The 14,451-nt window shown below is 40.7% G+C and carries 13 protein-coding genes; 12 read left to right on the top strand and 1 reads right to left on the bottom strand.

The genetic code is table 11. The features are described 5' to 3' along the window. Window positions 1–248 precede the first annotated feature (248 nt). The 5 genes from argS to NDN60_RS03235 all read left to right on the top strand — a co-directional run bounded on the left by argS (window position 249) and on the right by NDN60_RS03235 (window position 5,529). A complete protein-coding gene (argS, locus tag NDN60_RS03255) occupies window positions 249–1,940 on the top strand; it encodes an arginine--tRNA ligase (RefSeq protein ID WP_076631897.1) in 1,692 nt (563 codons plus the stop codon). Between the two features lie 261 nt (window positions 1,941–2,201). After that, the gene (locus NDN60_RS03250) at window positions 2,202–2,966 is read left to right on the top strand and encodes an alpha/beta fold hydrolase (protein ID WP_076645734.1); all 765 of its coding nucleotides are present in this window, start codon (window positions 2,202–2,204) and stop codon (window positions 2,964–2,966) included. 124 nt (window positions 2,967–3,090) lie between these two features. Next, the gene (locus NDN60_RS03245) at window positions 3,091–3,477 is read left to right on the top strand and encodes a GntR family transcriptional regulator (RefSeq protein WP_076645736.1); all 387 of its coding nucleotides are present in this window, start codon (window positions 3,091–3,093) and stop codon (window positions 3,475–3,477) included. Further along, complete coding sequence (locus NDN60_RS03240) at window positions 3,464–4,354, top strand: ATP-binding cassette domain-containing protein (RefSeq protein WP_315969691.1); 891 nt, start codon at window positions 3,464–3,466, stop codon at window positions 4,352–4,354. The genes NDN60_RS03245 and NDN60_RS03240 overlap by 14 nt, the downstream gene beginning before the upstream one ends. 17 nt (window positions 4,355–4,371) lie before the next feature. Then, window positions 4,372–5,529 (top strand): ABC transporter permease, encoded by a 1,158-nt coding sequence (locus tag NDN60_RS03235; RefSeq protein ID WP_011375109.1) that lies wholly within the window; start codon window positions 4,372–4,374, stop codon window positions 5,527–5,529. Window positions 5,530–5,704: 175 nt separating this feature from the next. On the opposite strand, the gene NDN60_RS03230 is transcribed toward NDN60_RS03235, so the two are convergent. After that, a complete protein-coding gene (locus NDN60_RS03230) occupies window positions 5,705–7,138 on the bottom strand; it encodes an amino acid permease (protein ID WP_099947712.1) in 1,434 nt (477 codons plus the stop codon). 158 nt (window positions 7,139–7,296) lie between these two features. On the opposite strand from NDN60_RS03230, the gene NDN60_RS03225 reads away from it, so the two are divergent. The 7 genes from NDN60_RS03225 to NDN60_RS03195 all read left to right on the top strand — a co-directional run bounded on the left by NDN60_RS03225 (window position 7,297) and on the right by NDN60_RS03195 (window position 14,191). Further along, window positions 7,297–8,871, top strand: a complete 1,575-nt coding sequence (locus NDN60_RS03225; RefSeq protein ID WP_096584556.1) for a ClC family H(+)/Cl(-) exchange transporter — start codon at window positions 7,297–7,299, stop codon at window positions 8,869–8,871. Window positions 8,872–8,950: 79 nt separating this feature from the next. Then, window positions 8,951–9,187, top strand: coding sequence for a preprotein translocase subunit SecG (secG, locus tag NDN60_RS03220; protein ID WP_011375106.1), 237 nt, complete (start codon window positions 8,951–8,953; stop codon window positions 9,185–9,187). Between the two features lie 112 nt (window positions 9,188–9,299). Beyond that, window positions 9,300–10,058 (top strand): alpha/beta hydrolase, encoded by a 759-nt coding sequence (locus NDN60_RS03215; protein WP_011375105.1) that lies wholly within the window; start codon window positions 9,300–9,302, stop codon window positions 10,056–10,058. Between the two features lie 15 nt (window positions 10,059–10,073). After that, window positions 10,074–12,428, top strand: a complete 2,355-nt coding sequence (gene rnr / locus NDN60_RS03210) for a ribonuclease R (RefSeq protein ID WP_016265461.1) — start codon at window positions 10,074–10,076, stop codon at window positions 12,426–12,428. A gap of 8 nt (window positions 12,429–12,436) precedes the next feature. Next, on the top strand, window positions 12,437–12,907 hold the full coding sequence (gene smpB / locus NDN60_RS03205; RefSeq protein ID WP_011375103.1) for an SsrA-binding protein SmpB: 471 nt from the start codon (window positions 12,437–12,439) through the stop codon (window positions 12,905–12,907). A gap of 231 nt (window positions 12,908–13,138) precedes the next feature. Further along, window positions 13,139–13,987 (top strand): coiled-coil domain-containing protein, encoded by an 849-nt coding sequence (locus NDN60_RS03200; protein ID WP_231953166.1) that lies wholly within the window; start codon window positions 13,139–13,141, stop codon window positions 13,985–13,987. A gap of 21 nt (window positions 13,988–14,008) precedes the next feature. After that, the gene (locus tag NDN60_RS03195; RefSeq protein ID WP_257789833.1) at window positions 14,009–14,191 is read left to right on the top strand and encodes a 3D domain-containing protein; all 183 of its coding nucleotides are present in this window, start codon (window positions 14,009–14,011) and stop codon (window positions 14,189–14,191) included. The last annotated feature ends 260 nt before the right edge of the window (window positions 14,192–14,451 follow it).

Below are 14,451 nucleotides of genomic sequence, written 5' to 3'. Positions count from 1 at the left end.
TAACAGGACTTCTATATACTAGGAGTCAAGTTAGAACAGTCAAAAGAATAGTGTTAGCAGCGATTAATAGCGAGTCCGGGATTGGTGGAAGCCGGATAATCAAGCTAATGTGGCGCACTTTTGGTTGAACAATTGCATACTATTGAGTGGATCGATTGATCAATCAGAGTGGTACCGCGGGAATTCTCGTCTCTTTCATTTATTTGGAAGGGACTTTTTTTGTTCGAAAATTTAAGGAGGCTATTAACATGGATTTTAAACAACAGGTTGTCACAGCATTAACTGGCGTTTTAGGCGACAGTTTACCAGCAGAGAAAATCGCACAACTCATCGAAACACCTAAGACATCAGATTTGGGTGATTATGCATTCCCAACATTTATCTTAGCGAAAACATTACGGAAGGCACCACAACAAATCGCCCAAGATTTAGTCGATCAAATGGACGTTGCTGGCTTTGAAAAAGTCATTGCTAACGGCCCTTACATCAACTTCTTCTTAGACAAGGCTGCTTTTAGCGACCAAATCTTGAAGACCGTTTTAACAGAAGCTGCTAAATACGGTGAAAGTGATTTAGGTCATGGTGGTAACGTGCCAATCGATATGTCATCACCTAACATCGCTAAACCAATTTCAATGGGTCATTTACGTTCAACTGTTATCGGAAACTCAATTGCTAAGATTTTGACGAAGGTTGGTTTCAACCCAATCAAAATCAATCATTTGGGTGACTGGGGCACACAATTCGGTAAATTAATCGTGGCCTACAAAAAATGGGGGAGTGAAGAAGAAGTCAAGAAAGACCCTATCACAAACCTTTTGAAATATTACGTTAAGTTCCATCAAGAAGACGTGGAACACCCAGAATTAGACGACGAAGCGCGCGCATGGTTCCGGAAGTTAGAAGCCGGGGATGAAGAAGCAACACAACTCTGGTCATGGTTCAGAAGTGAATCATTGAAGGAATTCCAAAAGATTTATGACATGTTGGGTGTTGAATTCGATTCATATAACGGTGAAGCCTTCTATAATGATAAGATGGATGCTGTTGTGGAAGCAATCGAATCAAAAGGCTTACTACAAGAAAGTCGCGGTGCTGAAATCGTTGACTTAACAGCTTATAACTTAAACCCTGCTTTGATCAAAAAATCAGATGGTGCCACACTTTATATGACACGTGATTTGGCAGCCGCAATGTACCGTCATGACACTTATAACTTCGTACAATCATTGTACGTCGTTGGTGGTGAACAACGGGAACATTTCAACCAATTGAAGGCTGTTTTAAAAGAAATGGGTAACGACTGGTCAGACGAAATCCATCACATTCCATTTGGTTTAATCACACAAGGTGGTAAGAAATTATCAACTCGTAGTGGTCGCGTAATTCTTTTAGAAGAAGTTTTAAACGACGCTGTTAAATTAGCTGGTGCTCAAATTGAAGCGAAGAACCCAGATTTACCTAACCGTGAAGAAGTTGCCAAACAAGTTGGTATTGGTGCTGTTATCTTCCACGATTTGAAGAACGATCGTTTAGACAACTTCGACTTTGACTTAGAAGAAGTGGTTCGTTTTGAAGGTGAAACAGGTCCTTACGTGCAATATACAAATGCACGTGCGCAAAGTATTTTGAGAAAAGCTAACCAAGAAGTCGTTGTAGACGATCAATTAGTCGTTGCTGACGATAACGCTTGGGATGTCTTGAAGATGTTAAGCAACTTCCCAGCAGTGATTGCACGCGCAAGTAAAGAATACGAACCATCAATCGTCGCTAAATATGCATTACGTTTAGCAAAAGCATTTAATAAATACTATGCTAACTCTAAGATTTTGGCAGACGACGATCAAAGAAACGCTCGCCTATCATTAGTGAAGAGTGTCAGCATCGTATTAGAAACAGCCCTAGACCTATTAGGCGTCCAAGCACCAAAAGAAATGTAAAGTGCGTCATTAATTGGTAGCTTTTGAGCACTTGCCTAGTGTCGTGAATGAGTGCTAGAGGCAATCGTTTGCGATACGTAACTAAGCACAGGAGTCAGCTTTAAAAAGCACGTTTCAAAATCACCAGCAACCGGGTGTTGGTGATTAAAGAGGGCCAGACAAATTAATTTTGTCTGGTCCTCTTTTTGGATACACCACACGCGACTTTTCCTTCATAATCCGCTATAGTAATGGTGAACTTTTCAAAAGGGGGATTTTGGGATGGCACTTGTATTAAAGCGGCAGATTAAGGGCATTCCGGTGTTAGAAGTTGTGGCAGAAAACGCACGCCATGAACCATTACCACTGGTTGTTTATTATCATGGTTGGCGGTCGGCCAAGGAATTGGTCCTGACACAGGCGCGTAAATTAGCGCAAGCTGGCATGCGCGTCGTATTACCAGACGCACTTAATCATGGTGAACGGTTGCAGCCAGTATCAGAAATTCCGTCATGGACTTTTTGGCAGAGCATCCAAACCAATCTAGCGGAATTTAGTTTAATCATCGATTATTGGCAGCAACTGCACCTGATTAAAGACGACTTAATTGGCGTTGGCGGTGTCTCAATGGGCGGCATGACAACGGCGGCTTTATTGACGAAGCATCCAGAAATTAAAGTGGCGGCTTGCATTATGGGCTCGCCAGCCCCTTTAACATATGCGCGCTTGGTCCGCGATAATGTTCGTCAGCACGGCTTACAACAACCGGCTGATCTTGGCTTGTTGACGAGTTGGCTAACGGCCTATGATTTAACGCAACAGCCGAACGCACTTGCGAACCGCCCCGTTTTATTTTGGCATGGTACCGAGGATGAACGAATCCCCTACAATCAAATGGCTGATTTTGAACGGCAGGTAAAAGGGCAATCGTATGCACAAAACGTGACGTTTATGACGGGCCAAGGAGAGCGCCATTTAGTGCAACCCGCCTTAATGACGACGATTACTGACTTTTTTGCAACGCATTTAAAAATAAAATCTGAATAACAAAAAGACGCTCATCAAAACGAATAATTTTGGTGAGCGTCTTTTTTGTGGTTGACTTTAAGAGTGTACTACGTATAATAGTACAGTGTAATACAGTGATTGATTTAAAGGAGGTGCCAAGGCGATGATGATTGATAAAACAAGTGCTAAACCGTACTACGAACAGATTATTTTATTGATTAAGGAACAAGTCCTACAGGGGATTTTAAAACCGGGTGAACAAATTCCGTCTGTTCGAGAAATGGCGCGGCAATTAATGATGAACCCGAACACGGTAAGTAAGGCCTATAAATTGTTAGAAGTGCAAGGCATTATAGTGACGGTTAAAGGCCGGGGCACTTACATCGCTGAACACCAAGCGACCGACCGGGATAATGGTAAAATCGCCCAACTGAAGGCGCAATTACAAGAACTCGTTTTAGAAGCTGTTTATTTAAACGTTTCAGAGGCTGAGATGAGTGAATGGTTAACCGCACAATTTGAAAGGGGTCCAAAAGATGCTGACAATTAACAAGTTACATAAACGAATTGATCAAAAATCAATTCTAGAAGAGATTAGTTTTGAACAAGAACCGGGGGAAATCTTGGGATTGGTCGGTCGTAACGGTGCCGGTAAGTCGACATTGCTAAAAAGTATTGCCAGTCATTATTTATTGGATGGTGGTCAGATTTTGATTGATCAAGTTTCAATCGATGAAGATCGTCGCTTGCGGACACAAATTTTTTATTTAGACGAAGATCATTTATTTTTCAAAAATTTAACGTTATTACAGATTGGTCGCTTTTACCAACAAGCCTATTCGCAGTTTGATGAAAATCAGATGACTACTTTATTAGCGCAATATCGCTTACCACTCAAACAAAATTATCGGCAATTATCAAAAGGAATGCGGGGCTTATTCAATATTATTTTAGCTATCAGTAGTCATGCACGGTACATTTTGTTGGATGAACCATTTGATGGCTTAGACGTCATTATTCGTAAAAATGTCATTCGACTATTGCTCGATCAAGTGGGTGAACAACAATTTTCACTGCTGATTACCTCGCATAACCTAGCGGAATTAGAACCTTTGATTGACCGGACACTGATTTTAAAGGATCGGACAATTAGTCACGATTATCGTTTAGAAACACTCCGCCAAACAGCACGGAAGTTGCAACTGGTATTAAAAACCAACGAGATTCCAGCGCTAGTAAAAGAAAAAGGGCGGTTATTAAATATTTCAGGGCGCGTGATGGTCATTTATTTCCCAGACTATACAGATAAAATTAAACAGGAGTTAGCCGCATTGGACCCTGTTTTATGCGAAGCACTACCGATTACATTGGAAGATGTTTTCGAAGCAAACTTAATTAACGAACAAGACTATCAAGTCTTCGTTTAGAAGTGGAGGCAGTAAAAATGCAAAAACAGTTAATGAAAATTATGCAATTACGCTATTGGAAGTACTTGGTCGGTTTGTTTGTGATTATTGTTGGGCTGCAAGGGATGAGAAGTATGACTGTTGTTGATAAATGGCAATCATCTGATCAATATTATCATTCGGAACAGTTTATTAAAGATTTTAAGCAACATCCAAAGTTATATCTACAAGAAGATCGTAAAGGCCATCCCAAAAAGCAATCATTAGAGGCTTATAGATTGGAAGCTAATCCTGTATTTGAACCAACGCATGAGGCAGGCTTTATGATTTATTCACCAACGATAATCGTGCTAGTAATGATTGTTTTTGGTGCAGGGCTCTTAATATTTGCCAATGATCGACGGACTAATTTTGATACGTTCTTGTTTAGTTTAGAGAGTTCGCGACGACGGCTATACTGGACGAAATTGGGTTATGGAATAGGAACATTATTAAGTAGTCTGTTGATAGGAGATGTTATCTACTATTCAGTTCTGAAGTTAAAAATTGACGCGTCATATGTTCAGCTAAATATCCCGACGCTAATCCAACGTGAGATTGGCAGCCTTGTTTTGATGTTAGGGATTTTTACAATCGGTTGTTTAATTGGATTACTAATTGGTAAGTTACCAACATTAATCATTGGTGGTCTTGGTTTTATTTGTTCACTTTCTTTTGCTATTACTAGTATGAGTGATACACGAAGCTTTGTAATGAGTCGAGGAAGTGAACAATATAGTATTCACTCTGATAGTAATGGTGGCTTACTCACTAAGCTATTAACAATGGGTAACGGGCAATACCGGTTGTATCGTAACCAACAACAAACTGGGTTAATCATTGGTTTATTCGTAGTAACTTGTCTATTGTTATGGGGTGGAGCTTGGATTTATAAACGCTTATCACTTGAAAATAAGAACCAATTGGTCCAAATTGCTGGTTTTAAAAAGCCGCTGGTTGTTATCGGTACATTATATTTGGCGTGGTTGTTTGGGATGAATGGAGTTTTCAGCCGCCAACCTTATGAACTATTAGCCAACCATGAAAAAATAGTCTTAGTGTGGGTCATCTTACGTAATATTGTCATTATCGGGATTATCGGTTGGCTTTATACAGAGCGACCATGGCAACGATTTAAAAATAGAAGATTAAGTTAATAAAAACAGCCGCCCATATTATGATGGGCGGCTGTTTTGAGTTGTGATTAGAGTTGATAACGTGCGCTTAAAGGCAACTTCCTGTGCTTAGCTACGTATCGCAAACAATCGACTGAAGTCGCTTATTCACGACACTAGGCTAATGCTCGGAAGTTAACCGCCTTTAATCGCACTTCTATGCTTTTTGTCTTCTTGCGATTGCTGGTAAGATCATACCTAGCGCAATGAAGATGATTGGTGTGATGATGTTTAAGCTTAATTGGAACCACCATGTTGAAGGGTTAGCAGCGTATGAAAGCTTAGGAATCATGCCCATCAAACAAGCGAAGGCGGTGAAGAAGAAGCACCAACTACCGACGATTAAGCCGATTTTAGGGTTCTTAGTAAAGTGATATTCTGACGTGAATTTCTTAAGTTGTTTATTCAAGAGGATATAAGCTAAGAATACCCAGAGATAACGAAGTGGCATAACAACTGAGTTTAAGTTTAATAACCAGTTGTAAAGTTCGTTCATGTTACCAATCCCTAGGGCAGGCACGATAATCAAGAGACCAACGAGGACCCCAGTTAACATGTAACCTTTAGTTGGGATGCCTTTTTTGTTGAGTTTTGAAAGACCTTTAGGAATGAAGTTGCTATCAGCGTCGCCCAATAAAATTTTAAGTGGGGCATCAATTGAAAAGGCTAGCGCTGAGATTTGTGCGAGTGTATTTGCTAAGGCGTAAAGAATAACGAAGAGTGGTCCAACGTGGTAGAAAACACCGAGACGATGGAAGGCTTCATAAGCACCGTTAGCCATTAAATCAGTTGGGATATGGTTTGAATCAAATAGCATGCCCATCCCAAATGAGCCTAGGATGGCACAAAAGGCCACCATGCCGGCTAAGACTAACATTCCTTTAGGGAATTCTTTAGCGGCATTTTTAGTATTGTTAACGTAAGGTGAAATCTTTTCAGCACCACCAACCGCGAACACTAACATTGAAATGGTTGTGAAATAGTTAACATCAAATTTAGGGATGTATGTTTTAATATTACCCATGTCTGGTGTGGCAATGTGAGCGCCTTTAGTCATAAAAGGGGCTGAAACTGCGAGAATGATGAAAAGAATTGACATCACAAACATAGCGGTTCCAGCAATACTCCCAATTCGGTTCAAGGTCGCGATTCCGCGCGATGATAGCCATAAGAAGAGCAAGAAAAGGACCAAACAGATGACCGAAACGGCCATTGATGAAATCGTATTGACGAAGTTTCCGTTACCCTTGAAAAGCCAGCTGAGTGCTATGAGAATCCCTTGTGGCTTTTGCGCAAGATATGGAATGTGAACAACCCAGTAAGTCCAAGCAGCGTAGTAAGCGAGCCGCTTAGTACTTGTTGCTTTAATCCAGGAAGAAACACCACCGTTAGCATCTTTAAAAGTAGAACCTAATTGACCAACGATTAATGCGTAAGGAACGAAATATAAGAGCATGATCAGAATCCAAGACGTGATAACGGAGAGACCTTGTTGCGCGTAGTTATTAACCACGTTACCAAGACCCCAAACCGCTACAAAGGCAATAAGTGCAACATTATACCAACGAAGCTGTTTCGATTTAGATTGCATAAGAGCAACCTCCTTTTATAAGTATACTTTGAATATAATCGAAATTTAATCAAATGGCAATCCTAAATTAAGGAATTTGTGAATAAAATCGTTTAAGCTATTGCGGGTTTTATAGCTTATAATAGGATAAAAGAAAAGTTATTGGAGGATGAACGCTATTGGAAAACGGACGAATCAGACGTGCCAGCCGCTTTAATAAAACCCGCTTTGTTTTTATTTTAAAAGGGTTATTAGTCGGGGGTGTGACAGGCTTAGTAGTCAGTTTGTTTCGACTTGCGATTGAAAAAGGCTTAGCACTAACGATTAAGTTGTATCAAAGCTTGCATAGTCAACCACTTAACTGGTTGTGGATAATCGGTGCTAACTTGCTAATAGGCTTGGTTGTGGCGCAGCTATTGAAAAAAGAACCTAATATCAGTGGTTCGGGGATTCCCCAAGTGGAAGGGCAACTAGAAGGCGAATTTGAGCTAGCTTGGTGGTCGATTCTTTGGCGCAAATTTGTTGGTGGTATTTTAAGTATTGCGCCAGGCTTATTCCTAGGACGTGAAGGCCCCTCAATTCAATTAGGGGCGGCAGTCGGTCAAGGCGTAGCGGACCGCTTAGACGATCACGGCGCTGATCGCCGTATTTTAATCGCTGGTGGGGCGGCGGCTGGTTTATCGGCCGCTTTTAACGCACCAATTGCTGGAACCTTTTTCGTACTGGAAGAAATCTATCATAATTTTTCCCCACTTGTTTGGCTAACCGCATTGACCAGTGCAATCGGGGCCAACTTCATCTCATTGAATTTTTTCGGATTAACGCCCACGTTGCACATTACGTATACACATAATTTACCGATTAATCAGTATTGGCATCTGATTCTTTTAGGGATTGTGCTCGGGTTGTTGGGCTACGTCTATCAAAAAACGTTGCTTTGGTTACCGCAGTTTTATAAGCGATTACCAGTGCCTAAATATTATTGGGGCTTATTGCCGTTAGTGCTTGTATTGCCCATCGGTTACTTTTGGCCAACGGTCTTAGGTGGCGGGAATGGTTTGATCACACAATTAGGCCAACAAGTGCCAACTTTAACCACGGTGGCATTGTTACTAGTTTTGCGGTTTGTTTTCTCAATGATTTCGTATGGTTCTGGCTTGCCAGGGGGGATCTTCTTGCCCATCTTGTCACTGGGCGCACTAATTGGGGCCGTCTATGGCTTAGTGATGGTCCAATTGGGCTGGTTAGCACCGGTTTATGTCCCTAATCTAATTATTTTTGCGATGGGTGGTTATTTTGCCGGCATCGGGAAAGCACCGTTTACGGCGATTTTATTGGTAACCGAAATGGTCGGGACACTCACCCATTTAATGCCGTTGGCGATTTTATCGTTAGTCGCGTATGTCGTGGTTGATTTGATGGGTGGCGCACCGATTTATGCGTCGTTATTACAACGCCTAATTGGCCAACCCAAAACCGATATGGCACAATTTAAAGATCGTTTGGAAGTACCGATTTTTGCCGGGGCACCATTGGAAGATCATCAAGTCCGCGATGTTGCTTGGCCGGAAACTTGTTTATTAATTGCCGTGCGGCGCGGCGAAACGGAATTGATTCCGCATGGTGATACGCTGATTCGCGCGGGTGACACCTTGGTCATTTTAACCGATCATCACTTACGAGCAACCGTGCGGCGACAGATTGAAGCCGCTGCCCAAACCTTAAAAAAAGCGGATGAGAATCTCGTGAAATAATTGATAAAAAAGTGGTGATTAACTACTTTTTATGCTAAAGTATTAAAAGACAGTGTAGATAGAAAGGTAGGGAGTTAGGTTGGAAAATCTTATCCTGAACTTATTATTAATCGATTCAATCTTGATTGTGATCGCAGTCATGATGCAACCAAGTAAACAACAAGATGCATTGAGTGCTTTATCAGGTGGATCTGGTGACTTATTTGGTAAGCAAAAGGCTAGAGGATTTGAAGCCTTCATGCAGAAGGTAACAGTGGTCCTCGGAACTTTATTTTTCGTCTTTGCAATTGCATTAGTTTATTTATCATCACACTAAAGCAAGTAGGACGGATCGAATTCTAATAAGAACGTTGATGCGGTCTCCTGTTCAAATAGCAGGAGACCTTTTTAAATGAATTAAATCGGTCAAGTACTGGAGGCGGGTTTGAATGCAGTATCGGTTACCACAACCTTACTATTATGATAGTGGCCCTGTTGGCGTGGTGTTATTGCACGCTTATACAGGAAGTGCCAATGATGTTCATATGATGGGCCGTTTTTTAGAGAAACAGCAAATCAGTGTACTTGCACCGCATTTTACGGGGCATGCCACTTTTGAACCACTTGATATCTTAGAAGAAGGTAGTGTCCAAGCTTGGTGGGCGGATACAACGGCTGCCATTCAGAAGTTACAAGTTGCTGCCAAGAAACCACTATTTGTTTTTGGGTTGTCATTGGGTGGATTGTTCGCGATGCGCGCAATCGAAACGATGCCAGCGGTGATTGGTGGTGGCATTTTTAGCGCGCCAGTACTAGAAGGACCGACTGATAAATTAGAACCGCTATTTCTGGGTTATGCGCAACGCCTTTATCAGATGGCTGAAAAAACGGCCGCTGATCAAGCCGTTCAATTGGCCAAGATTAAGCAACAGTTACCACAACAACTACAAGCAATCGCTGATTTTAGCGCGTTAGTCACCGCCGATTTAGATCAGATTGGTGATAAGCCAGTCTTTATCGGTCAAGGTGGTCAAGATCAAGTGATTGATCCTAATGGCGCATCAGTATTAAAACAACGCTTAGAAGCACAACAAACACCAGTTGATTATCACTGGTATGACAATGCCGGTCACGTGATTACAGTCGATCGGGCACACCACCAATTAGAAACAGATGTTGAAGCATTTATTAAACGTTATGAGAAATAAGGAAGAGGTGTTGATTTGACACAAGTTGACCAAATGAAAGCTGCCATCTTAGCCATTTTTGCAGCAGATGAAACGCAACAATTAAACGTATCAGAAATCAGTGAACGAATCGGTGTGGCCGGCTCACAAGGATTCAAAGATTTAGTGAAAGTATTAGCCGAATTAGAAGGAGACAAGCACCTTTTAATGGATGATGCCGGTAAATTCAGATTACCAGCTAGCCAACGCTTAGTCGAAGGGGTTTTCCACGCCAACGATCGGGGTTTTGGTTTCGTCTCAATGGTTGATAAAGAACCAAGCGATCCAGATATTTTTATCGCACCACCAAACACAAACTTCGCAATGAATGGTGACACTGTTGAAGTGGCCATCATCAAAGAAGCAGAAGAAAACAGCCGCCGCGGTCCTGAAGGAAAAGTGGCTAAAGTGATTACGCGGGGGATTGAAGAAATCGTCGGCGAATTCATGCCTTATTCAGATATCCAAAAAGAAAAAACAGGCTTGATTGGTTACATTCAAAGCCATGCTAAAAAATTAAGCAGCTATTTAATTTACTTAACAGATAACGGTTTACACCCTCAAAAAGGAGACATGGTGCAAGTCGATATTACGTCATACCCAAGTATCGATACACCCGGCCAAATGCGCGGGATTGCCAAACAAGTCTTAGGGAATAAAAATGATCCTGGTGTTGATGTTTTATCAATTGTATACCAACATGATATTAAAACAGACTTCCCAGAAGAAGTTCGTTTACAATCAGAAGCCATTCCAGATACTGTTTTAGAAACAGATAAGTTTGGCCGCAAAGATTTAACCGACCAACCAGTTGTGACCATCGATGGCGACGATTCAAAAGATTTTGATGATGCCGTTAATGTCCGTCAATTGGACAATGGTCACTTCTACTTAGGCGTGCATATTGCCGATGTTAGTTATTACGTTACAGAAGGCTCACCATTAGATGCTGAAGCGCTCGAACGTGGGACAAGTACTTACTTAACTGATCGCGTGATTCCAATGTTACCATTCCGTCTTTCTAATGGGATTTGTTCATTGAACCCAGACGTTGAACGATTGGCATTAACTTGTGAAATGGAAATTGACGAACATGGTAACGTGGTCGATCACAACATTTTCCCAAGTGTTATCAAATCAACCGCTCGAATGACTTATAACAATGTTAATAAGATTTTGACGGATCAAGATGCTGACTTACGTGATCAATACGCACGTTTGGTGCCAATGTTTGAAACAATGGCTGAATTACACGAAATCCTCTTGAAGAAACGTCATAATCGTGGCGCAATCGACTTTGAAGAAGACGAAGCTAAAATCATTGTTGATGAAAACGGTAAGGCAATCGATATTGAATTACGTCAACGCGGTCTTTCAGAACGCATGATCGAATCATTCATGTTGGCTGCTAATGAAACTGTTGCAGAACATTACAGTACTGCTAACGCACCTTTCTTATACCGGATTCATGAAACACCAGATACTGATAAGATGAAGAACTTCTTCGAATTTATCACAGCTTATGGCATTCAAGTCCAAGGCTCAAGCAAAAAAGTAACACCAATGATGTTACAAGAAGTCTTGACACAAATTGAAGGTCAACCTGAACAACCCATTATTACAACAATGTTATTGAGAAGTATGCAACAAGCACATTATTCAGATGAATCACTTGGTCACTTTGGTTTGGCTGCTGAATTCTATACGCATTTCACATCACCAATTCGTCGTTACCCTGATTTAATGGTCCATCGTTTAATTCATAACTATGCTACTAACGGCATGACGATTGAAGAAAAAGAAAAATGGGCACCTAAGTTACAACCAATCGCTGAACAAACATCACTTGAGGAACGACGCTCAATTGATACGGAACGTGAAGTTGTTGATCTTAAGAAAGCTGAATACATGCTTGATAAGGTTGGTAATGAATACGATGCTGTTATTAGTTCCGTGACAAGCTTCGGGATGTTTATCGCCTTACCAAGTACGGTTGAAGGCCTTGTACACATCTCTCAAATGAAAGATGATTACTATAGCTTTGTTGAAAGTCAATTGGCTTTAGTGGGCGAAAGAACACATAAAATGTTCCGAATTGGCCAACCAGTACGGGTTAAAGTCGCTAATGTTGACTTAGATGCACATTCTGTAGACTTCGAATTATTAGCAAGCGAGGAAGTTCCCTTGGCTTCTGCTGAAATTTTGAGTAAGATAGAAGCAAGACCTAAGCGCCCAACTCGCCCAAGAGACCATGAAAAAGGCGGTCAACGACGTGGTGACCAAAAGAAAAACAGTCATCCAAGACGACCAGTGGCTAAAAAGGACTCACAAAAACGTACTTTTAAAAAGTAGGTGATTGAATGGCAAAGAAACATCCACAAAAACCAGCTAATTTGATTGCACAAAACAAAAAAGCTGGGCATGATTACAATATCCTAGAGACATTTGAAGCAGGGTTAGTTTTAACTGGGACCGAGATTAAATCGGTTCGTAAGGGGAAAATTAGTTTGCGTGATGGCTTTGCACGTGTTCGTAGGGGCGAAGCTTATCTAGAAAATGTCCATATCAGTCCTTATGAACAAGGCAACCAATTTAACCATGATCCATTGCGTAACCGGAAATTATTGTTACACAAAAAGGAAATTGCTAAAATTGGTGCTTTGACCAAGGACAAAGGGATTACAATTGTTCCGTTACGTGTTTATTTAAAACACGGTTTTGCTAAGGTCTTAATCGGCGTTGGTGAAGGGAAACGGGAATACGATAAACGAGAAACGCTCAAGCGCAAGGAACAAGATCGTGAAATGGCAAGAGCACTACGAAAACGCTAATTAAAAGAGGTCGGACGATATTGTCCGACCTCTTTTTTAGTTAGTGTTGTAAAAAAACTTGAAGGATTACGCTTTAATCATTACTATAGGGGGTTGAAGTGAACTAAACAAATACCTTTATTTTCTTGACGAGAAATTTGTAATAGTTAACACTAAAACGTAATAGCATTAACCATCGTTATTCTGTATAATTAATCTGGAATAGCGATAACGTAGGGGGGCTTAAGCAAGATGCAATTCAAGAAAATCGGTTTAATGATTCTGACAGGGCTGATGATTATTGTGACGACAGCAGGACCAGTCAGCGCTGCCAGTCTTAGTGAATTAAAACAACAAGAAGATCAAACACAAAAAAGTATCGATACGATCAACGGTAAAATTCAAAGCACGTTAACCAAAGTGAATACTAAATATCAAGAAGTTGATCAATTAAAAACGAAAATTACAGAAAATGAAGAACATATTAATAAGGCCGAAACGATTTTAGCGGCTCAAAAAAAGGAATTGGCGGAACGAAAAGATTATGCCAAGGCCCACTTGCAGGCATTACAAAAATCAGAAGATAATCGGGATGTCTTAAATACTTTATTATCGGCTGATTCATTGAGTGATCTATTTAGTCGCGTCTACACTTTGACGATTCTACAAGATGCGGATAATCAAAATATGACTGATTTAGCAACTAGTTATCAGAAAATGGTGACAATTCAAAAACACTTAGAAGAAAGTAAGGCCGCTTTAGACAAACAAAAAAAGGATTTAGACCAGCAAACGGCTGATTTACAAAAGCAAGTCGATCAGATGAAAAAAGACTTGAGCCAGAGTCAAAAACAACTTGCTGATATTAGTAAAAAGAAGATTGAAGAACAAAAACGAGAAGCTGAAGAACAAGCTAAAGCCGCTGCTAAGGCGAAAAATGAGGCTGCCGCTAAAGCTGCTAGCCAAAAATTATCAGCAGTCAATAATCAACAACAAGCCGCGCTAGCTGCTGCTGCCAAAGGAAAGCCCGGACAGACAATTGAAGTGCAAGCGACGGCTTATTCAACGGCAGAACCAGGCTTAAGTCGCTACGGGCATTGATTTGGTGAAAACCCTAATTGTATTGCTGTTGATCCAAAAGTTATTCCGTTAAATTCGCTTGTTTTGGTGCCAGGATATGGTTATGCAATTGCAGGTGATACGGGTGGTGCCATTAAGGGCCACATTATTGATGTTCACTTCCCAAGTGTTGCCCAATGCGTCAGTTGGGGACGACGTCATATTGCAATTACGATTATTAAATAAATTTAAAGCAGCCCTAGTTAGGGCCGCTTTTTTAGTAAAAAAAGGGCATTTCAGCTCATTAATAGTCTATTTAGCAAAATTTTACTTAATTTAATAATATGTCTGTTGAAACATGTTCTTTAATACTATAAACTGGTATATGCTTCATTATGATTTATTTTAAGCGCGCGTTTTATAATCAAGTTAGCCAAATACTTTTAGCTAATTGATAAAATAAAAAACACCAAGACAAATCTCTGTTATCATTGATGTTCCTACAC

The sequence above is a fragment of the Latilactobacillus sp. genome (genome assembly GCF_033176295.1).
GTDB classification, from domain to species: domain Bacteria; phylum Bacillota; class Bacilli; order Lactobacillales; family Lactobacillaceae; genus Latilactobacillus; species Latilactobacillus sakei.
The sequence above is the reverse complement of the archived record's forward strand: the minus strand, read 5'-3'. Positions and strand labels throughout refer to the sequence as shown.

What these genes read in the sequence shown, in the direction of transcription:
- NDN60_RS03235 (WP_011375109.1), top strand. Translation starts at nt 4,372, where the DNA reads ATGCAAAAACAGTTAATGAAAATTATGCAATTACGCTATTGGAAGTAC.
- argS (WP_076631897.1), top strand. Translation starts at nt 249, where the DNA reads ATGGATTTTAAACAACAGGTTGTCACAGCATTAACTGGCGTTTTAGGC.
- NDN60_RS03245 (WP_076645736.1), top strand. Translation starts at nt 3,091, where the DNA reads ATGATGATTGATAAAACAAGTGCTAAACCGTACTACGAACAGATTATT.
- NDN60_RS03200 (WP_231953166.1), top strand. Translation starts at nt 13,139, where the DNA reads ATGCAATTCAAGAAAATCGGTTTAATGATTCTGACAGGGCTGATGATT.
- NDN60_RS03240 (WP_315969691.1), top strand. Translation starts at nt 3,464, where the DNA reads ATGCTGACAATTAACAAGTTACATAAACGAATTGATCAAAAATCAATT.
- smpB (WP_011375103.1), top strand. Translation starts at nt 12,437, where the DNA reads ATGGCAAAGAAACATCCACAAAAACCAGCTAATTTGATTGCACAAAAC.
- NDN60_RS03215 (WP_011375105.1), top strand. Translation starts at nt 9,300, where the DNA reads ATGCAGTATCGGTTACCACAACCTTACTATTATGATAGTGGCCCTGTT.
- NDN60_RS03250 (WP_076645734.1), top strand. Translation starts at nt 2,202, where the DNA reads ATGGCACTTGTATTAAAGCGGCAGATTAAGGGCATTCCGGTGTTAGAA.
- NDN60_RS03230 (WP_099947712.1), bottom strand. Translation starts at nt 7,138, where the DNA reads ATGCAATCTAAATCGAAACAGCTTCGTTGGTATAATGTTGCACTTATT.